Annotated in this window: 19 protein-coding genes and 1 tRNA gene; 14 read left to right on the top strand and 6 right to left on the bottom strand. The window is 66.0% G+C overall.

Annotated features, from left to right (window positions below):
• Window positions 1-81: 81 nt before the first annotated feature.
• From prfA to paeA, 5 genes are read left to right on the top strand one after another with little or no spacing between them, the layout of a single operon-like run.
• Window positions 82-1170, top strand: coding sequence for a peptide chain release factor 1 (gene prfA, locus QTI51_RS16565; RefSeq protein ID WP_116909155.1), 1089 nt, complete (start codon window positions 82-84; stop codon window positions 1168-1170).
• On the top strand, window positions 1170-2024 hold the full coding sequence (gene prmC / locus QTI51_RS16570; RefSeq protein WP_116909156.1) for a peptide chain release factor N(5)-glutamine methyltransferase: 855 nt from the start codon (window positions 1170-1172) through the stop codon (window positions 2022-2024). The genes prfA and prmC overlap by 1 nt, the downstream gene beginning before the upstream one ends.
• Before the next feature lie 28 nt (window positions 2025-2052).
• Complete coding sequence (gene grxD / locus QTI51_RS16575; RefSeq protein ID WP_093134857.1) at window positions 2053-2379, top strand: Grx4 family monothiol glutaredoxin; 327 nt, start codon at window positions 2053-2055, stop codon at window positions 2377-2379.
• A gap of 49 nt (window positions 2380-2428) precedes the next feature.
• On the top strand, window positions 2429-2947 hold the full coding sequence (locus QTI51_RS16580) for a cupin domain-containing protein (RefSeq protein WP_116909157.1): 519 nt from the start codon (window positions 2429-2431) through the stop codon (window positions 2945-2947).
• Between the two features lie 51 nt (window positions 2948-2998).
• Window positions 2999-4309, top strand: coding sequence for a polyamine export protein PaeA (paeA, locus tag QTI51_RS16585; RefSeq protein ID WP_116909158.1), 1311 nt, complete (start codon window positions 2999-3001; stop codon window positions 4307-4309).
• Between the two features lie 34 nt (window positions 4310-4343).
• Here the strand turns inward: paeA and QTI51_RS16590 are convergent, their stop codons facing one another.
• Together QTI51_RS16590 and QTI51_RS16595 are read right to left on the bottom strand one after the other, a co-directional pair.
• Entirely contained in the window at window positions 4344-5024 is a 681-nt protein-coding gene (locus QTI51_RS16590; RefSeq protein WP_116909159.1) for a lytic transglycosylase domain-containing protein, read from the bottom strand.
• On the bottom strand, window positions 5021-6766 hold the full coding sequence (locus tag QTI51_RS16595) for a proline--tRNA ligase (protein WP_116909160.1): 1746 nt from the start codon (window positions 6764-6766) through the stop codon (window positions 5021-5023). The genes QTI51_RS16590 and QTI51_RS16595 overlap by 4 nt, the downstream gene beginning before the upstream one ends.
• 148 nt (window positions 6767-6914) lie before the next feature.
• Between QTI51_RS16595 and QTI51_RS16600 the strand changes: the two genes are divergently transcribed.
• Window positions 6915-7580, top strand: a complete 666-nt coding sequence (locus QTI51_RS16600) for an RNA pyrophosphohydrolase (RefSeq protein ID WP_116909161.1) — start codon at window positions 6915-6917, stop codon at window positions 7578-7580.
• Between the two features lie 16 nt (window positions 7581-7596).
• A complete protein-coding gene (locus QTI51_RS16605) occupies window positions 7597-8121 on the top strand; it encodes a CNP1-like family protein (RefSeq protein ID WP_116909162.1) in 525 nt (174 codons plus the stop codon).
• A 61-nt stretch (window positions 8122-8182) separates the two neighbouring features.
• Here QTI51_RS16605 and proB read toward each other — a convergent pair whose 3' ends face one another.
• The 4 genes from proB to rplU all read right to left on the bottom strand — a co-directional run bounded on the left by proB (window position 8183) and on the right by rplU (window position 11134).
• Window positions 8183-9322 carry a glutamate 5-kinase gene (gene proB, locus QTI51_RS16610; RefSeq protein ID WP_116909163.1) on the bottom strand — a complete coding sequence of 380 codons (1140 nt, stop codon included), beginning with the start codon at window positions 9320-9322 and terminating at the stop codon, window positions 8183-8185.
• Window positions 9323-9402: 80 nt separating this feature from the next.
• A complete protein-coding gene (cgtA, locus tag QTI51_RS16615) occupies window positions 9403-10479 on the bottom strand; it encodes an Obg family GTPase CgtA (RefSeq protein WP_116909164.1) in 1077 nt (358 codons plus the stop codon).
• A 70-nt stretch (window positions 10480-10549) separates the two neighbouring features.
• Window positions 10550-10810 (bottom strand): 50S ribosomal protein L27, encoded by a 261-nt coding sequence (gene rpmA, locus QTI51_RS16620; protein WP_116909165.1) that lies wholly within the window; start codon window positions 10808-10810, stop codon window positions 10550-10552.
• A 12-nt stretch (window positions 10811-10822) separates the two neighbouring features.
• Window positions 10823-11134: a 50S ribosomal protein L21 gene (gene rplU / locus QTI51_RS16625; protein WP_042578903.1), complete on the bottom strand. Its 312-nt coding sequence runs from the start codon at window positions 11132-11134 to the stop codon at window positions 10823-10825.
• A gap of 193 nt (window positions 11135-11327) precedes the next feature.
• On the opposite strand from rplU, the gene QTI51_RS16630 reads away from it, so the two are divergent.
• The 7 genes from QTI51_RS16630 to QTI51_RS16660 all read left to right on the top strand — a co-directional run bounded on the left by QTI51_RS16630 (window position 11328) and on the right by QTI51_RS16660 (window position 18719).
• On the top strand, window positions 11328-12320 hold the full coding sequence (locus tag QTI51_RS16630) for a polyprenyl synthetase family protein (RefSeq protein ID WP_116909166.1): 993 nt from the start codon (window positions 11328-11330) through the stop codon (window positions 12318-12320).
• A 51-nt stretch (window positions 12321-12371) separates the two neighbouring features.
• Window positions 12372-12448: transfer RNA gene (locus QTI51_RS16635), tRNA-Pro, on the top strand.
• 113 nt (window positions 12449-12561) lie between these two features.
• Window positions 12562-14295 carry a type IV-A pilus assembly ATPase PilB gene (gene pilB / locus QTI51_RS16640; protein WP_116909167.1) on the top strand — a complete coding sequence of 578 codons (1734 nt, stop codon included), beginning with the start codon at window positions 12562-12564 and terminating at the stop codon, window positions 14293-14295.
• Between the two features lie 26 nt (window positions 14296-14321).
• Window positions 14322-15551, top strand: a complete 1230-nt coding sequence (locus QTI51_RS16645) for a type II secretion system F family protein (RefSeq protein WP_116909168.1) — start codon at window positions 14322-14324, stop codon at window positions 15549-15551.
• Window positions 15551-16516: a prepilin peptidase gene (locus QTI51_RS16650; protein WP_116909169.1), complete on the top strand. Its 966-nt coding sequence runs from the start codon at window positions 15551-15553 to the stop codon at window positions 16514-16516. Before QTI51_RS16645 ends, QTI51_RS16650 begins: the two co-directional genes overlap by 1 nt.
• Window positions 16517-16547: 31 nt before the next feature.
• Window positions 16548-17156 carry a dephospho-CoA kinase gene (coaE, locus tag QTI51_RS16655; protein ID WP_207786675.1) on the top strand — a complete coding sequence of 203 codons (609 nt, stop codon included), beginning with the start codon at window positions 16548-16550 and terminating at the stop codon, window positions 17154-17156.
• A gap of 69 nt (window positions 17157-17225) precedes the next feature.
• Complete coding sequence (locus QTI51_RS16660; protein ID WP_116909170.1) at window positions 17226-18719, top strand: MBOAT family O-acyltransferase; 1494 nt, start codon at window positions 17226-17228, stop codon at window positions 18717-18719.

An 18719-nucleotide genomic window follows, 5' to 3' on the forward strand; every position in this document is an offset into this window, starting at 1 on the left:
GCTTGTGTGCCGCGGCCTTTTGCGCCTTGCCGCTGCACCGCCGCGGCACCCCTTCCCCATTTTTTTCGAGCCTTCTTCGCCGTGAAATCATTTCTGCGCCACCAACTCGAACGCTACGTCCAGCGCCTGGGCGAGCTCGACTTCCTGCTCTCGCGCGAAGACATCATGAGCGACATGGCGCAGTACCGCACCATCTCGCGCGAGCACGCCGAAATCACGCAGATCGCCGGGCGCTACGAACGCTACAAGCAGCGCGAGGCCGACATCGCGGGCGCCACCGAAATGCTCGACGACCCCGACATGGCCGAGATGGCCAAGGAAGAAATCGCCGGAGCGCAGGCCGAGCTGGTGCAGCTCGAAGAGGAACTGCAACGCCTGCTGCTGCCCAAGGACCCCGACGACGCGCGCAACGCCTTCCTTGAAATTCGTGCCGGCACCGGCGGCGACGAATCGGCCCTTTTCGCGGGCGACCTGCTGCGCATGTACACGCGCTACTGCGAGCGCGTGGGCCTGCGCTGCGAGATCGTGAGCGAGAGCCCGAGCGAACTCGGCGGCTACAAGGAAGTGGTGATCCGCGTGGTCGGCGACGAAGTCTTCGGCAAGCTGCGCTTCGAATCCGGCGGCCACCGCGTGCAGCGCGTGCCGGCCACCGAAACGCAGGGGCGCATCCACACCAGCGCCTGCACCGTCGCCGTGCTGGCCGAGCCCGATGAGACCGTGGCGGTGCAGATCAACCCGGCCGACCTGCGCATCGACACCTACCGCGCGAGCGGCGCGGGCGGGCAGCACATCAACAAGACCGACTCGGCCGTGCGCATCACGCACATCCCGACCGGCATCGTGGCCGAGTGCCAGGACGACCGCAGCCAGCATCGCAACAAGGCCAAGGCGCTGCAGGTGCTTTCGGCGCGCATCCAGGAAAAGGACCGCAGCGAGCGCGCCGCCAAGGACGCCGCCATGCGCAAGGGCCTGATCGGCAGCGGCGACCGCTCGGACCGCATCCGCACGTACAACTTTCCGCAGGGTCGGCTCACCGACCACCGCATCAACCTCACGCTCTACAAGCTGCTGGCCATCATGGAAGGCGACCTGGGCGACGTGCTGGACGCGCTGCGCGCCGCGCGCGAGGCCGAGCAGCTGGCCGAGCTGGAATCGAGCCTGCCGGCGTGATGGACACCGCCGACAACCCGCTGCCGTCGACCGTGGCGCAGGCGCTGGCCGCGGCCGTGGCGCTGGGCGTGGAGCGGCTCGACGCGCAGTTGCTGCTGCTGCACGCGCTGGGCCGCGCCCCGCACGACCGCGCCTGGCTGCTGGCGCACGACACCGACGCCATGCCCGAGGCGGCGTGGTCCGCGCTGGCGGCGCAGCTGTCGCGCCGCCTGGCGGGCGAACCGGTGGCCTACCTGCTGGGCGAAAAGGAATTCCACGGCCTCGACCTGAAGGTCGATGCCCGCGTGCTGGTGCCGCGCCCTGACACGGAAACGCTGGTCGAATGGGCGCTGGAGTGCCTCGAAGGCCATGCGGCACCGCGCGTGCTCGACCTGGGCACGGGCAGCGGCGCGATCGCGCTGGCCCTGCAAAATGCACGCCGCGACGCCCAGGTCGATGCCGTCGATGCCAGCGCCGATGCGCTCGCGGTGGCGCAGGCCAACGCCCTGCGCCTGGGCCTGCCGGTGCGCTTCGCGCAGGCCGACTGGCTGGCCGGCGCAGGCACCGGCTACACGGTCATCGCCAGCAACCCGCCGTACATCGCCGCCGGCGACCCGCACCTGCCCGCCCTGCGCCACGAGCCGGCATCGGCCCTGGTGGCCGGCGCGGACGGCCTCGACGACATCTGCCGCATCGTGCACGACGCGCCCGCCCACCTCGCCGAAGGCGGCTGGCTGCTGCTCGAACACGGTCACGACCAAGCCGCGCCCGTGCGGCAGCTGCTGGCAGAGCGGGGCTTTGCCGAGGTGCAAAGCCGCGACGACCTTGCCGGCATCGCGCGCTGCTCCGGCGGAATCTGGCGCACGGTGAAATAATCCCCCAGCCCACTTTTCAGGAGTCCCCATGTCCGACGCTCAACAACGCATCGACGACCTCGTCAAAACCAACGAACTCGTGCTCTTCATGAAGGGCAACGCCAGTTTTCCGATGTGCGGCTTCTCGGGCCGCGCCATCCAGATCCTGAAGGCCGTCGGTGTCGACACCAAGGCGCTGAAGACCGTCAACGTGCTCGAAGACGACGGCATCCGCCAGGGCATCAAGGAATACAGCAACTGGCCCACCATTCCGCAGCTCTACGTGAAGGGCGAGTTCATCGGCGGCTCGGACATCATGATGGAGATGTACGAATCGGGTGAGCTGCAGCAAGTGGTGAACGGCAGCCCGGCCTGATTGCACCGGAACTGCACCGAGACCGCACCGAGACCGCGCTGAGGCTGAAATGAGCCACGATCACGGCCATTCGCATTCTCACGACGAGCCTTCTTCAGTGCCGCCCGAGCCGGCCTGGAAGCACGACGGCGTGCGCGTGGTCGGCGCCAACCAGCTCGACGTCAACACCGCGCAGACGCCCGGCATGAACCGGGCGGCCGCCATCAACTTCGCGCGCGTCGGCGCGCAGAAGCTGTGGGCCGGCACCGTCACCATCCACGCCGATGCCAAGACCGGCGCCCATCACCACGGCCCGCTCGAATCGGTGATCTACGTGGTGCGTGGCAAAGCCCGCATGCGCTGGGGCGACAAGCTGGAGTTCACGGCCGAGGCCGGCCCGGGCGACTTCATCTACGTGCCGCCCTTCGTGCCGCACCAGGAAATCAACGCCAGCGCGACCGAGCCGCTGGAGTGCGTGCTGTGCCGCAGCGACGGTGAAGCGGTAGCGGTCAACCTCGACATCGAGCCCGTCGAAAAACCTGAATCGGTGCTGTGGGTGGACCCCACGCACCCGCATGGCGGCGTCTGAGCGCTAGACCCGGCCGAGTCATGGCACCATGGCACTCTTCACCGTGCCACCATGACCCTGACCCAAAGCCTGCTCATCATCGTCTTGCTGATCGCGTTGAGCGCGTTCTTCTCCCTGGCTGAAATCACGCTGGCCGCCTCGCGCCGCCTGCGCCTACGCCAGATGGCCGACGAAGGCGATCCCCGGGCCGAGAAGGTGCTGCGCGTGCAAGAGCAGCCGGGCCACTACTTCACCGTGGTGCAGATCGGCCTCAACGCGGTGGCCATCCTCGGCGGCGTGGTCGGCGAGGGCTCGCTCAGCCCTTACTTCGCGGTGTTCTTCGAGAAATGGCTGAGCGTGGAAGCCTCGGCCAACGTGGCGTTCCTGTGCTCGTTCGTGATCGTCATCGCGGTGTTCCTGGTGTTTGCCGACCTGTTCCCCAAGCGCCTGGGCATGAGCAATCCTGAACAGCTCGCGGTGCGCATGGTCGGCCCGATGCAGCTGCTCATCACCACCTTCAAGCCGTTGGTGTGGTTCTTCACGCGTTGCACCGACCTGCTGTTCAAGGTGCTCGGCATGCCGATGGCGCGCGACGACAAGATCACCTCGGCCGACATCCTCGCCATGACCGAGGCCGGCGCGCGGGCCGGCGTGCTCGCGGTGCGCGAGCAGCAGGTGATCGCCAACGTGTTCGAGCTGGAAACCCGCCTGGTCAGCAGCGTGATGACCGCGCGCGACAGCATCGCCTGGTTCCTGCACGACGACCCCGAGTCGGTGCTGCGCGCGCGCATCGTGGCCGAGCCTTTTTCCGCCTACCCGGTGTGCGACGGCGACATCGACCACGTGCTGGGTTACGTGGATGCCAAGGACATGTTCCAGCGCGTGCTCAGCGGCCAGCCGCTGGCCTTCGACCAGGGGCTGCCGCTGCACAAGGCGCTGGTGATTCCCGACCGGCTTTCGCTCACGGAAGTGCTCGAGCAGTTCCAGCAGGCGCACGAAGACTTCGCCATCATCGTCAACGAGTACAGCCTGGTGGTGGGCGTAATCACCCTCAACGACGTGATGAGCACGGTGATGGGCGACCTGGTGTCGATGCCCGACGAAGAGCAGATCGTGCAGCGCGACGAGAACTCGTGGCTCATCGACGGCATCACCCCCATCCAGGACGTGCAGCGCGCGCTGCACATCGACGAGCTGCCGCATTCGGAAGAGTACGAGACGCTCGCGGGCTTCCTGATGGTGATGCTGCGCCGCGTGCCCAAGCGCACCGACAACGTGACCTGGGGCGGCTACACCTTCGAGGTGATGGACGTGGACAGCTACCGCATCGACCAGGTGATGGTCACGAAGGGCTCGGGCACCGCGAAGGCGCCGGCCGGCTGACCACCCGCCGAAGCCGCAGGGCGGATTGCGGCGTTCAGGCCGCCGAGCGGTCCTTGTCCTTCTCGCGCTCGCGTTCCCTGTCGTTGAAGACCCAGAGCCGCTGGTTCGCGAACACCGCGTTCGGGTACGGCGACTTGCCGCGGCTGCCGTTGTAGCGGCCCAGCGTCATGTACAGGTCACCGCTCTCGCGGTCGAGGTAGTGGCGCAGGATGACGCAGCCGAAGCGCAGGTTGGTCTGCATGTGGAAGAGCTTGGCCGGGTCGGCGTCGCCGATCACGCGCGTCCAGAACGGCATCACCTGCATGTAGCCGCGCGCACCGGCGCTGGACACGGCGAACTTGCGGAAGTTGCTCTCGACCTGCACCAGCCCCAGCACCAGGCTCACCTCGAGCCCCGAGCGCTTGGCCTCGTACCAGGCGGTCTGCAGGAACTCGATGCGCGAGGGCGCGTCGGGCACCTTCTTCTTGAGCCGTTCGCTCATCTCGCCGAGCCAGCGCAAGTAGGCCAGGCGGGCTTCGGTGTTCGGAAACTGGGGCACCGGCGGTGCCTTGTTGTGGATGGCCGAGCTCAGCGCGGTGCGCACCGAGTCGATCAGCGGCTCCTCGATCTGCGCGCCGGCCAGGGCGGTCGTGGGCAGCGACAGCGCGGCGAGGGCGCCCGCCGTCACGGCGCCGCCCATGCACTGGCGTCGCGTGAGGCCGCCCTCCAGGCTCATTTCGCGAGCTTGCCGGCGATGAATTCGGCGATGCCGACGGCAGGCACCTTGGTCGCGGCGGTGTCGCGGCGGTGCTGGTACTCGAGCTGCCCTTCCTTCAGGCCGCGGTCGGAGATGACCACGCGGTGCGGCACGCCGATCAGTTCCCAGTCGGCGAACATCGCGCCGGGGCGCTCGCCGCGGTCGTCGAGCAGAACGTCGACGCCCTTGGCCAGCAGCTCTTCGTAGAGCGCCTCGGCGGCGGTCTTGACCTCGGCGCTGCGGTCCATGCCGATGGGGCACACCACCACGGTGAAGGGCGCGATCGCGTCGGGCCAGATGATGCCGCGCTCGTCGTGGTTCTGCTCGATGGCAGCGGCCGGCAGGCGGGTGATGCCGATGCCGTAGCAGCCCATCTCGAGGAACTGCGGCTTGCCGCCTTCGTCGAGGTAGGTGGCGTTCATGTCCTTGCTGTACTTGGTGCCGAGCACGAAGACGTGGCCCACTTCGATGCCGCGCTCGATGGTCAGCACGCCCTTGCCGTCGGGCGAGGCGTCGCCGGCGACCACGTTGCGCAGGTCGGCCACGAGCTCGGGCTCGGGCAGGTCGCGGCCCCAGTTCACGCCGGTCATGTGGAAGTCGACCTCGTTGGCGCCGGCGATCCAGTCGGCCATCACAGCCACTTCGCGGTCGGCCACGAGCTTGACCGACTTCTTCAGGTTCAGCGGGCCCAGGTAGCCGGGCTTGCAGCCGAAGTGCTCGTCGATCTCGGCCAGCGTGGCGAAGCGGAAGCCCTTGTCGAGGCCGGGCAGCTTGCTGACCTTGATCTCGTTCATGTCATGGTCGCCGCGCAGCAGCAGCAGCCACACCTGCGCGCCCTTGATGTTGCCGGCCGCATCGACGATGTCGGTGGCCAGCACGAGCGACTTCACGGTGGTCGAGAGCGGTACGCCGAGCAGCACCGCGACGTCTTCACAGGTGCTCTTGCCGGGCGTGGCCGTCTTCTCGAGCGCGTTGGCGGCGGCGGGGCGTGGGCCGGCTGGGGCGAGTGCCTCGGCCTTTTCCATGTTGGCGGCGTAGTTGCTGTCGGGGCAGTAGACGATGGCGTCTTCGCCGGTCGCGGCGATCACCTGGAACTCTTCGCTCAGGTCGCCGCCGATGGCGCCGCTGTCGGCCGCCACGGCGCGGTAGCGCAGGCCGAAGCGGTCGAAGATGTTGCGGTAGGCCTGGGCCATGACCTGGTAGCTCGCCTTGGCGGCGTCGAGGTCGCGGTCGAAGCTGTACGCGTCCTTCATGATGAATTCACGCCCGCGCATCAGGCCGAAGCGCGGACGGCGCTCGTCGCGGAACTTGGTCTGGATCTGGTAGAAATTCTTCGGCAGCTGCTTGTAGCTGCGGATTTCCTGGCGAGCGATGTCGGTCACCACCTCTTCGCTGGTGGGCTGGATCACGAAGTCGCGGTCGTGGCGGTCCTTGATGCGCAGCAACTCGGGGCCCATCTTCTCGAAGCGCCCGGTCTCCTGCCAGAACTCGGCCGGCTGCACCACCGGCATCGTCATCTCGACGGCGCCGGCGCGGTTCATTTCCTCGCGCACGATCGCCTCGACCTTGCGGATCACGCGCAGCCCCATGGGCATGTACGTGTAGATGCCCGTGCCGAGCTTCTTGATCATGCCGGCACGCGTCATGAGCCGGTGGCTCGCGACCTCTGCGTCAGCCGGCGCTTCCTTGAGGGTGGAGACAAAAAATCGGGAAGCTTTCATCGGGATCGGTGTGATGGATTCGCTGGATTCGAAGCGTGGAAGTGGGGGACTGCTCCCCCCGGAGAGACCCTGAGAGCCTGGCATCGGCAGCTTGCCGAGGGGACCCCGGCATGCATAATCGACTCAGTTCAAAAATTGGGGTTTGATTATGCTCGACCGGGACGGCTTCAGGCCCAACGTCGGCATCATCCTGCTCAACCAGAGAAACCAGGTTTTCTGGGGCAAGCGCATACGCACACATTCCTGGCAGTTTCCGCAAGGCGGCATCGACCGCGGCGAAAGTCCCGAGCAAGCCATGTTCCGGGAACTGCATGAGGAAGTGGGGCTCCATCCGGAGCACGTGCGCATCGTGGCCCGTACCCGTGACTGGTTGCGCTACGAGGTGCCGGATCGGTTCATCCGCCGTGACGCACGGGGCCACTACAAGGGCCAGAAGCAAATCTGGTATTTGCTGCAACTTGTCGGACACGACTGGGATCTGAACCTGCGTGCCACCGACCATCCCGAATTCGACGCTTGGCGCTGGCACGACTACTGGGTGCCGCTCGACGTGGTCGTCGAGTTCAAGCGCGGCGTCTACGAGATGGCGCTCACCGAGCTTGCTCGCTACCTGCCAAGGCAGGATTTCCGCAACCGCTTCCTGCGCAGCAACGTGCGCGCTCGTGAGTTCGAGCGCCACTCGCTGGACGCCGGAGCGCCCCCCGGACTGGACCTGCCGCCCGGCGGCAGCTTCGATCCGCATCCCGACATTCCTTCCGCGAGCGATGAACCTCCTTCCCACAACAACGCGCCCTTCTTTCCGACGCAACGCTGAACGCGCGCTCCTGCTGGTGTGCTTCGGCATCCTCGCCGGCTGCGCATCGGGGCCGCACGACACCGACAACCCGGACTGGGCCCAGGCAGGTTCGCCGCCGCCGCCCAAGCGCTACGGCACCGACAAGGAATGGGAAGAAACCGCCGTGCCGCCGCCGCCCGCATTCAGCGAAAGCAAGCTGCTCGACATCACGATGCCGCCGTACATGAGCCTGAAGTTCGGCGTCGATCCGAGCACGATCGCCATCACGGGCGACGGCATCGTGCGCTACGTGGTGGTGGCGCACAACCGCAGCGGCGGCGCCGTCAATGCGTTCTACGAAGGCGTGCGTTGCTCGACCGCGGAAATGAAGGGCTACGCGCGCTTCAACAACGGCATCTGGCACGAGACCCCGACGCCCGAGTGGAAGCGGCTCAACGACATGAACTCCACCTACACCAAGGCGCTCGCGGTGCAGGGTCTGTGCCGCGGGGATGCACCGCGCGCGTCGGTCGGAGACATGGTGCAGAACATGCGCAACCCGGTGCGGGAAGTGCAGTAAGACCAGGTCTTGCCGTGCCGTCACGGCAATGAGAAACGGGGCTTTCGGCCCCGTTGTCGTTTCAGCTTGGCATCAGCACCATGTTGTCGCGGTGGACCATTTCAGGCTCCGCGACATAGCCGAGCAAGCGCTCGAACTCGCTCGAGGGCTTGCGACACAGCAGGCGCGCCTCCACGCTGGAGTAGTTGGCCAGGCCGCGCGCCAGCTCCACGCCTTCTGCATCGCGCACCGCGATCACGTCGCCGCGCGAGAACTCGCCCGACACGCTGGTCATGCCGATCGGCAGCAGGCTCTTGCCCTCGGCGCGCACCTTGGCGGCGGCGCCCGCATCGACCACCACGGCGCCACGCAGCTGCAGATGGTCGGCCATCCAGCGCTTGCGGGCCTGGTGCTTGGCGGTCTGCGCGACCAGCAGCGTGCCGATGGCTTCGCCGCGAGTGAGGCGCAACAGCGCGTCGGCTTCGCGCCCCCAGGCGATGACGGTGGAAGCACCCGACCCGGCGGCGCGCTTGGCCGCGAGGATCTTCGTGAGCATGCCGCCGCGCCCGATGCTGGAACCAGCGCCGCCCGCCATGGCTTCGAGCGCCGGGTCGCCGGCGGCGGCCTCGTGCACGAACTCCGCGTCAGGGTCCTTGCGCGGGTCGGCCGTGTACAGGCCCTTCTGGTCGGTCAGGATGACGAGCGCATCGGCCTCGACCAGGTTGGCAACGAGCGCGCCCAGCGTGTCGTTGTCGCCGAACTTGATCTCGTCGTTGACGACCGTGTCGTTCTCGTTGATGACCGGCACCACGCCCAGCTTGAGCAGCGTGACCAGGGTCGAGCGGGCGTTCAGGTAGCGCTCGCGGTCGGCCAGGTCGGCGTGCGTGAGCAACACCTGGGCGCTGCCGATCTCGTTCTGGCGCAGCTTGGTCTCGTACATCTGGGCCAGGCCCATCTGACCGACGGCGGCGGCCGCTTGCAGTTCGTTGATTTCGTGCGGGCGGGTGCGCCAGCCGAGTCGCTTCATGCCTTCGGCGATGGCGCCGCTGGACACCATGACCACCTCGCGACCCTCGCGCACCAGCGCCGCCAGCTGCCGGCACCATTCGCCGATGGCTGCTTCGTCCAGGCCGCGACCCTCGTTGGTCACCAGGCTGGAGCCCACCTTGACGACGATTCGGCGGGCATCCCGCAAGGCTGTGGATCCGGAGTTCGAGGTCATGTCGGGCGGTGCTGTCGTGAGTGCTGCGGGGCTGTTGTCTGTCTATCGATTGGCAGCACCCCGGGGTGCTGCGATGCTGCTCAAGTGCCTTCGGGCGGCAGCGGAACGAAGCGCGGATCGACGACGACGGGCACCTGCTCGGCCACCTGTTGCGCCTTCACCTGCTGGTAGACGGCCTGCACCAGGTGCTCGCAGCCCTCGCGCGTGAGCGCCGAGATTTCAAACACGGGCCCCTTGAAGCGCAGGCGCTTCACGACGTCCTTGACGCGTGCGGCACGTTCCTCGTCGGGCACCATGTCGAGCTTGTTCAGCACCAGCCAGCGCGGCTTCTCGTACAGCGCGGCGTCGTACTTCTTGAGTTCGCCGACGATGGCCTTGGCTTGCGCGACCGGGTCGACGTTGTCGTCGAACGGCGCCATGTCGATCACATGCAGCAGCAGGCGGGTGCGCTGCAGGTGGCGCAGGAACAAATGGCCCAGGCCGGCGCCTTCGGCGGCGCCTTCGATCAGTCCGGGAAGGTCGGCCACCACGAAGCTCTGCTCCGGGCCGACGCGCACCACCCCAAGGTTGGGGTGCAGCGTGGTGAAGGGGTAGTCCGCGATGCGCGGACGCGCATTGGAAATGGCGCTGATGAGCGTCGACTTGCCCGCGTTAGGCATGCCCAGCAGGCCCACGTCGGCCAGCACCTTCAGCTCGAGCTTCACGCTGCGCTTTTCGCCGGGCCAGCCGGGTGTCTTCTGACGCGGCGCGCGGTTGATGGCGCTCTTGAAGCGCATGTTGCCGAAGCCGCCGTCGCCGCCCTTGGCGATGGTGATGACCTCGCCCTCTTCGAGCAGTTCGAACAGCACCTCGCCGGTTTCGGCGTCGGAGATGATCGTGCCGACCGGCATCTTGAGCGTGATGTCGTCGCCCGCGGCGCCGAACATGTCGGAGCCCATGCCGTGCTCGCCGCGCTTGGCCTCGTGGCGGCGCGAATAGCGGAAATCGACCAGCGTGTTCAGGTTCGAGTCGGCCACCGCGAAGACATGGCCGCCGCGGCCGCCGTCGCCGCCGTTGGGGCCGCCGAATTCCTTGTACTTCTCATGACGGAACGACACGCAGCCGTTGCCGCCATCGCCGGCGGCGATGTCGATGAAGGCTTCGTCGACGAACTTCATGGGATGTCCTGTTTACAAATGAAGAAGCCCCGGCAATGCGGGGCCTCGGGTGATCGAAGTGACTCGAGGCTTACGCCGCGGGGGTCACGTTGACCGTGTGCTTGTTCAGAGCACCCTTTTGACCGAACGACACGTGGCCGTCGACCAGGGAGAACAGCGTGTGGTCCTTGCCCACGCCGACGTTCACGCCGGGGTGGAAACGGGTGCCGCGCTGGCGCACGATGATCGAGCCTGCGCTGATCAGTTCGCCGCCGAAGGCCTTCACACCGAGCATCTTGGGCTTGGAGTCGCGCCCGTTTCGCGTTGAGCCGCCGCCTTTTTTCTGTGCCATGGAATGTGCTCCTTAGCCGGCGATCGCGCCGATTTGCAGTTCAGTGAACTGCTGGCGATGGCCTTGACGTTTTTGATAGTGCTTGCGACGGCGCATCTTGAAGATGCCGACCTTGTCGTGCTTGCCGTGCGACAGTACCGTGACTGTCACCGTTGCGCCGGACACCAGGGGCGTGCCAACCTTGATTTCAGCGCCGTTTCCGACTGCCAGAACCTGGTCGATCACGATTTCCTGGCCTACGTCCGCAGCAATCTGTTCTACTTTAATTTTTTCGCCGGAAGCAACGCGATATTGCTTGCCGCCGGTTTTTATGACCGCGTACATGTAAACCTCTTAGAAATTGAGTCCCCACGGCGAATTCCGCAGAGCCCAAGATTATAGCGCGGTTTGGCCTCGACAGCCACCCCAAGACCCGTACGCCCCGCCAGACGGCGCCCGCTCCCTATAATTTGGGCCTTCGGCCCTGCCCCGCTCGCACGGGCTTTCATCATTTCCAGCAGCGCCTCGCGCCCACGCCTTGCCAGTTCCCGCCGCAGACACTTCCCCCACCGCCACCGTGCTGGACCTGATTGCCGGCGACATGGTCGAAGTCGACCGTGTGATTGCCCAACGCCTCGACACGGGCGTGCCGCTGGTCAGCCAAGTCTCCAAGTACATCATTTCCGCGGGCGGCAAACGCCTGCGGCCAGCGCTCTTGCTGCTGATGTCGGGCGCACTGGGCTACACCGGCGAGCAGCGATTCAACCTGGCAGCCGTCGTGGAGTTCATTCACACCGCCACCCTGCTGCACGACGACGTGGTCGACGAGTCGACCCTGCGCCGCGGCCGGGCAACCGCCAACGAATCGTTCGGCAACCCGGCGAGCGTGCTGGTCGGCGACTTCCTCTACTCACGCGCATTCCAGATGATGTTGGACGCCAACAACATGCGCGTGATGCAGATCCTGGCCGAAGCGACCAACGTGATCGCCGAAGGCGAAGTGCTACAGCTGATGAACATGCACGACGCGTCGCTGGACGAAGAAGCGTACCTGCGCGTGATCCGCTCGAAGACGGCCAAGCTCTTCGAAGCCAGCACGCGGCTCGCGGCCGTGCTGGCCGGCGCCACGCCTGAAGTGGAAGAAGCCTGCGCCACCTACGGACAGGCCTTGGGCACCGCCTTCCAGGTCATCGACGACGTGCTCGACTATGCGGGCGACATCCAGGAAACCGGAAAGAACGTCGGCGACGACCTGCGCGAAGGCAAGACCACCCTGCCCCTCATCTTCGCGATGCAGCGCGGCACGCCAGAACAAAGCGCGCTCGTGCGCGCCGCCATCGAAGCCGGCGATACGGCGCAACTGAGCAAGATCGTCGAGATCGTTCGGGAAACCGGCGCGTTGGACGCCTCGCGTGCGGCCGCCGCGGCCGAGGCGCAACGTGCAATTTCTGCACTGAAAGACTTTCCGTCCAATTTGCACGCTTCAGGTTTGCTACAATTGGCGGCTCAGTTGCTTGAGCGACGTGCCTGAACACCTCACCTGAGTTGGCATCTAGGACGATTAGTTTTTTCTTGCAACCATCGGGGTGTAGCTTAGCCTGGTAGAGCGCTACGTTCGGGACGTAGAGGCCGGAGGTTCGAATCCTCTCACCCCGACCAGCCTTTGGCTGGCATAAATAAATGGCCATGCCTGTTGCTGTGTAGCGATTTACAGCACAGGACTGTTCAGCGATGATCGTGAAGCACTTTTTCACATCTTTTGCATTCGCTGAATGGCCGCTGCCGAACTTCCAGTTAAAGAACCCACGCAGATCGCGCTCCCTGGGCTCGCTCGCGCCCTGGTTTCGGCCGGCAAGCTTCCCTCCAAGTCCGCCGAGGACATCTATCAAAAGTCGCTGAGCGGCCGCACCAGCTTCATCGCCGAGCTGACCGGCTCGGGCGCTGTTTCCGCCGCCGATCTCGCCCACACCCTTTCCACCGCTTTCGGGGCCCCGCTCCTCGACCTCGACGCCATCGATCCGCAGCGCCTGCCCAAGGACCTGCTCGACGCCAAGCTGTGCCACGCGTACCGCATCGTCGTTCTCAGCAAGCGCAACAACCGCCTGATCGTTGCCACGGCCGATCCGTCGGACCAGCAGGCGGCCGAAAAGATCAAGTTCGCTTCGCAGATGGGCGTCGACTGGGTCATTGCCGAGTACGACAAGCTTTCGCGAATGATCGAGGCCGCCGCTGTGAGCGCGGCCGAAACCATCAACAACATCGTCGGCAGCGAGTTCGAGTTCGACGAAGTCTCCGCCGATACCACGAGCGAAGCCGCCGACCAGGCCATTGCCGAAGTCGAAGACGCGCCGGTCGTGCGCTTTCTTCACAAGATGCTGCTCGACGCCATTGGCATGCGGGCGTCGGACATTCATTTCGAGCCCTACGAGCACAACTACCGCGTGCGCTTTCGCATCGACGGCGAATTGCGCGAAATTGCCAGCCCGCCCACCGTCATCAAGGACAAGCTGGCGTCGCGCATCAAGGTGATCTCGCGGCTCGACATCTCGGAAAAGCGCGTGCCGCAAGACGGCCGCATGAAGCTCAAGATCGGGCCCGACCGGGTCATCGACTTTCGCGTGAGCACCTTGCCGACGCTGTTCGGCGAGAAGATCGTCATTCGTATTCTGGACCCGAGCAGCGCGCGCCTGGGCATCGATGCGCTGGGCTACGACGCGGACGAAAAAGCGCGCCTGCTGCATGCCATCGGCCGGCCCTACGGCATGGTGCTGGTGACCGGGCCCACGGGCTCGGGCAAGACGGTGTCGCTGTACACCTGCCTGAACCTGCTGAACCAGCCGGGCGTGAACATCGCGACGGCGGAAGATCCGTCAGAAATCAACCTGCCCGGCGTCAACCAGGTCAACGTGAACGAAAAGGCGGGGCTCACCTTCGCAGCGGCCCTGCGCGCCTTCCTGCGCCAGGATCCCGACATCATCATGGTCGGCGAAATCCGCGACCTGGAAACCGCCGACATCTCGATCAAGGCCGCGCAAACAGGCCACCTGGTGCTGTCCACGCTGCACACCAACGACGCCCCGACCACCCTCACGCGCATGCGCAACATGGGCATCGCGCCGTTCAATATCGCGTCCAGCGTGATCCTGATCACCGCGCAGCGCCTGGCCCGCCGCCTGTGCACCGTGTGCCGCGTGCCCGCCGACGTGCCGCGCGAAGCGCTGATCGAAGCCGGATTCGCCGACGACCAGCTCGACGGCACATGGAAGCCCTACCGCCCCGTCGGCTGCTCCGCATGCAGCGGCGGCTACAAGGGCCGCGTGGGCATCTACCAGGTGATGCCGATCACCGAGGCGATCCAGGAAATCATCCTGCGCGATGGCAGCGCGCTGGACATCGCCCAGCAGTCCGAAGCCGAAGGCGTGCGCTCGCTGCGGCAGTCGGGCCTGCGCAAGGTCATGCAAGGTCTCACTTCGCTCGAAGAAGTGGTCGCCTGCACCAACATATAACGAACACACCGAAGACCGGAGATCGAATGGCAACAGTGGCATCCCCCCGCTCCAAGCCCACGCACAAGGAATTTGTCTTCGAATGGGAGGGCAAGGACCGCAACGGCAAGCTGGTGCGCGGCGAACTTCGCGCCGCCGGCGAGAACCAGGTCCAGGCCGCGCTGCGCCGCCAGGGCGTGCTCGCCTCGAAGATCAAGAAGCGCCGCATGCGCTCGGGCAAGGCCATCAAGCCCAAGGACATCGCAATCTTCACGCGCCAACTGGCGACCATGATGAAGGCCGGCGTGCCGCTGATGCAGTCCTTCGACATCGTCGGGCGCGGCAACGCCAACGCGAGCGTGGCGAAGCTGCTCAACGACATCCGTACCGACGTGGAAACCGGCACCTCGCTGTCGGCCGCGTTCCGGAAGTTTCCGAAGTACTTCGACAACCTCTACTGCAACCTGGTGGAAGCCGGCGAAGCGGCCGGTATCCTGGAAGACCTGCTGGACCGCCTGGCCACGTACATGGAGAAGACCGAGGCGATCAAGTCCAAGATCAAGTCGGCGCTGATGTACCCGACCTCGGTGGTCGTGGTGGCCTTCGTGGTGGTGGCCATCATCATGATCTTCGTGATTCCGGCGTTCAAGCAGGTGTTCACCTCCTTCGGTGCCGACCTGCCCGCCCCCACGCTGTTCGTGATGGCCATCAGCGAGTTCTTCGTGTCGTACTGGTGGCTGATCTTCGGCGCCATCGGCGGCGGCATCTATTTCTTCCTGCAGGCCTGGAAACGCAATGAGCGCTTCCAGAAGGTCATGGATCGCGTGCTGCTGCGCATTCCGATCTTCGGCACGCTGATCGAAAAATCCTGCGTGGCCCGCTGGACCCGCACGCTGGCGACCATGTTCGCCGCCGGCGTTCCGTTGGTCGAAGCGCTCGACTCGGTCGGCGGCGCCTCGGGCAACAGCGTGTACGGCGATGCCACGGCCAAGATCCAGCAGGAAGTGTCCACCGGCACCAGCCTCACGGCGGCCATGACCAACGTCAATCTGTTCCCCTCGATGGTGATCCAGATGACGGCCATCGGCGAGGAGTCGGGCTCCATCGACCACATGCTGGGCAAGGCGGCCGACTTCTACGAGTCGGAAGTCGACGACATGGTCGCGGGCCTGTCCAGCCTGATGGAGCCCATCATCATCGTGTTCCTGGGCACCATCATCGGCGGCATCGTGGTGTCGATGTACCTGCCCATCTTCAAGCTCGGCCAGGTCGTCTGATGCTGGTGTCGAGGGAATTCGACACCGCGTTCGCCGGTGTGCTGGGGCTATTGATCGGCAGTTTCCTGAACGTCGTCATCTACCGCACGCCGGTGATGATGTACCGCGACTGGCTCGCCGACGCCGTCGCCAACCTCATGTCCTCGAAGGACGCCCCCTCCCTGTGGACCATGGCCTTCGGCCCGAAGGTCGTGCCCCCGGCCGGGCTCGAGGCGGAAGCGGACAAGGCCGCGGCGGTGCTCGAAGCGCAGCCCCCCTTCGACCTGACCCGCCCCGCCTCGCGTTGCGGCGCCTGCGGCCACAAGATCCGCTGGTACGAAAACATTCCCGTGCTGAGCTACCTGGTGCTGCGCGGGCGTTGCGGCAGCTGCAAGACCTTCATCAGCCCGCGCTACCCGCTGGTCGAGCTGGTCACGGCCGCGCTCTTCGCGCTGTGCAGCTGGCGCTACGGCATCACGCCGCAGGGGGCGCTCTGGGCGGCGTTCGGCGCCTTCCTGGTCTGCCAGTTCCTGATCGACTTCGACACCCAGTTCCTGCCCGACTCGCTGAACTATCCGCTGCTGTGGCTGGGCCTGATCGGCGCGGCCATGGGCTGGACCGGCGTGTCGCTGAGCTCGGCCGTCTGGGGCGCCGTGTTCGGCTACCTGAGCCTCTGGCTTGTGTACCATGCCTTTCGCCTGGTCACGGGCAAGGAAGGCATGGGCTATGGAGACTTCAAACTGCTGGCCGCGCTGGGTGTCTGGCTCGGCGCCGACTACCTCATCGCGATCATCCTCGTGTCCTCGCTGGTGGGCGCCGTGATCGGCATCGCGCTGCGCGTGGCGGGCAAGCTGGCGCACAAGGACATCCCGATCGCCTTCGGCCCCTTCCTGGCCGGCGCGGGCCTCGTCTGCCTGGTGGCGGGCCCGGAGGTGGTGAAGCAGTGGATTCCGTTCGCCTTCCCCCTGGGCGCGCTAATCCGTTAACTCACTGACTCACTGACCCACTGACACAGACATGGTGCGACGCATCGGCCTCACGGGCGGCATCGGCAGCGGCAAGAGCACCGTGGCCGGGCTGCTGGCGCGGCAAGGCGCCGTGCTGGTGGACACCGACGCCATCGCGCGCGCCATCGCGCAACCGGGCGGCATCGCGATGCCCGCCCTGGAGGCCGCCTTCGGCCCCGGCGTCATCGCCGCGGACGGCGGGCTCGACAGGGCCGCGATGCGCCAGATCGTGTTCGCCGATGCCGGCGCCAAGCTTCGCCTCGAAGGGATCCTCCACCCCCTGATCGGCACCGAGACCCAGCGCCAGGCCGCCGCGGCCGGGGACGACGCGGTGGTCGTGTTCGACGTGCCGCTGCTGGTGGAATCCGGCCGCTGGCGCGCCATCGTGGACCGGGTGCTGGTTGTCGACGCAACCGAGCAGACGCAGTTGGAACGCGTGGTCGCGCGCTCGGGCTGGGCGCCCGAAGCCGTGCAGGCCGTCATTGCCCAGCAGGCCTCGCGCAGGGCGCGGCGGGCGGCGGCGGACGCGGTGCTCTACAACGAGACTCTTAGCCTGGAGGAACTCGGCGCGCAGGTGTGGGGTCTCTGGAATCGGTGGGTCGGGCCCGGCACGCGATAATTTGGGGTTGACGCCGCGACGGCTGCACGACGATCACGTCACACGGCGCACGCCTCAGCGCCCCTCACGATGCTTTTCAATTCGTATCCCTTCATCTTCGTTTTCTTCCCGCTGGTCCTGATCGGCTTCTTCCTGATCGGCGCGCGCAGCCCCCGGTCGGCGGCGGGTTTCCTGGCACTGGCCTCGCTCTTCTTCTACGGGTGGTGGAGCGTCAAGGCACTGCCCCTGCTGCTGGGGTCGATCTGCATCAACTACTGGTTCGGGCTGCGCCTCACGCCGTCCCCGAGCCGCGAAGACAAGCACCGCAAGGCGCTGCTGATCATCGCGCTGGTGATCAACCTGGGCGTGCTGGCCGTCTTCAAGTACGCCAACTTCTTCCTGGAGAACATCGACGCCGGGCTGGCCGCCGCGGGCTTCGCGCAGATCGACCTGGTGCACATCGTGCTGCCGATCGGCATCTCGTTCTACACCTTCACGCAGATCGCCTTCCTGGTCGACTGCTGGCAGGGCAAGGTGCACGAGCGCAGCTTCATTCACTACCTGCTGTTCGTCACCTACTTCCCGCACCTGATCGCGGGGCCCGTGCTGCATCACGCGCAGATGATGCCGCAGTTCAACAGCCCGGCCACCTACCGCTTCAACGCCAACAGCGTGGCGCTCGGGCTGGGCATCTTCGTCTTCGGCCTGGCCAAGAAGATGCTCATCGCCGACCCGCTGGGCCAGTACGCGGACATGATGTTCAAGGGCGTGCACGAAGGCGTGATGCCCTCGCTGTACACCGCGTGGTTCGGGGTGCTGGCGTACACGCTGCAGATCTACTTCGACTTCTCGGGCTACTCCGACATGGCGGTGGGCCTGTCGCTGTGCCTGGGCGTTCAGCTGCCGCTGAATTTCCGCTCGCCCTACAAGTCGACCAACATGATCGAGTTCTGGCGGCGCTGGCACATCTCGCTGTCGACCTTCCTGCGCGACTACCTCTACGTGCCGCTGGGCGGCAACCGCAAGGGCCCGGCGCGCCGCTACATCAACCTGTTCCTGACGATGCTGCTGGGCGGCCTGTGGCACGGCGCGGCCTGGACCTTCGTGATCTGGGGCGCGCTGCACGGCGCGTACCTCATGGTCAATCACTTCTGGAACGCCAAGGTGCGCCGTGGGAGCACCAAGACGACCTGGTACGGCCGCGTGGCCGGCTGGTTCATCACCTTCCTGTGCGTGATGATCGCCTGGGTGGTGTTCCGCGCCGACAGCCTGTCGGCCGCCATCGAGATCTACAAGGGCATGCTGGGCCTGCACGGTGCGCCGGTCTCGGCCTTCGGCGAATTCCGCGTGCCCTTCCGCAAGCCGGAGTTCTTCCAGACCCTGCTGGTGGCCCTGGTGATCTGCCTGGCGCTGCCGCCCACCATCACGCTCGACCGCTGGATTCCCAACGTCGCGGGCCTGGCCGGGCGCCCTCGCCTGCAGCGCGTGGCCACCTGGGTCACGGGCCTGGGCTGCATCTATCTTTTTGGCCTGTGCGTGTCGAAGTTCGGCAACTACAGCCCGTTCCTCTATTTCCAGTTCTGA

The organism is Variovorax sp. J22G73 (genome assembly GCF_030317035.1).
Taxonomy (GTDB): Bacteria; Pseudomonadota; Gammaproteobacteria; order Burkholderiales; family Burkholderiaceae_C; genus Variovorax.

What these genes read in the sequence shown, in the direction of transcription:
- prmC (WP_116909156.1), top strand. Translation starts at nt 1,170, where the DNA reads ATGGACACCGCCGACAACCCGCTGCCGTCGACCGTGGCGCAGGCGCTG.
- grxD (WP_093134857.1), top strand. Translation starts at nt 2,053, where the DNA reads ATGTCCGACGCTCAACAACGCATCGACGACCTCGTCAAAACCAACGAA.
- QTI51_RS16580 (WP_116909157.1), top strand. Translation starts at nt 2,429, where the DNA reads ATGAGCCACGATCACGGCCATTCGCATTCTCACGACGAGCCTTCTTCA.
- paeA (WP_116909158.1), top strand. Translation starts at nt 2,999, where the DNA reads ATGACCCTGACCCAAAGCCTGCTCATCATCGTCTTGCTGATCGCGTTG.
- QTI51_RS16590 (WP_116909159.1), bottom strand. Translation starts at nt 5,024, where the DNA reads ATGAGCCTGGAGGGCGGCCTCACGCGACGCCAGTGCATGGGCGGCGCC.
- QTI51_RS16595 (WP_116909160.1), bottom strand. Translation starts at nt 6,766, where the DNA reads ATGAAAGCTTCCCGATTTTTTGTCTCCACCCTCAAGGAAGCGCCGGCT.
- QTI51_RS16600 (WP_116909161.1), top strand. Translation starts at nt 6,915, where the DNA reads ATGCTCGACCGGGACGGCTTCAGGCCCAACGTCGGCATCATCCTGCTC.
- proB (WP_116909163.1), bottom strand. Translation starts at nt 9,322, where the DNA reads ATGACCTCGAACTCCGGATCCACAGCCTTGCGGGATGCCCGCCGAATC.
- cgtA (WP_116909164.1), bottom strand. Translation starts at nt 10,479, where the DNA reads ATGAAGTTCGTCGACGAAGCCTTCATCGACATCGCCGCCGGCGATGGC.
- rpmA (WP_116909165.1), bottom strand. Translation starts at nt 10,810, where the DNA reads ATGGCACAGAAAAAAGGCGGCGGCTCAACGCGAAACGGGCGCGACTCC.
- rplU (WP_042578903.1), bottom strand. Translation starts at nt 11,134, where the DNA reads ATGTACGCGGTCATAAAAACCGGCGGCAAGCAATATCGCGTTGCTTCC.
- pilB (WP_116909167.1), top strand. Translation starts at nt 12,562, where the DNA reads ATGGCCGCTGCCGAACTTCCAGTTAAAGAACCCACGCAGATCGCGCTC.
- QTI51_RS16645 (WP_116909168.1), top strand. Translation starts at nt 14,322, where the DNA reads ATGGCAACAGTGGCATCCCCCCGCTCCAAGCCCACGCACAAGGAATTT.
- QTI51_RS16650 (WP_116909169.1), top strand. Translation starts at nt 15,551, where the DNA reads ATGCTGGTGTCGAGGGAATTCGACACCGCGTTCGCCGGTGTGCTGGGG.
- coaE (WP_207786675.1), top strand. Translation starts at nt 16,548, where the DNA reads ATGGTGCGACGCATCGGCCTCACGGGCGGCATCGGCAGCGGCAAGAGC.
- QTI51_RS16660 (WP_116909170.1), top strand. Translation starts at nt 17,226, where the DNA reads ATGCTTTTCAATTCGTATCCCTTCATCTTCGTTTTCTTCCCGCTGGTC.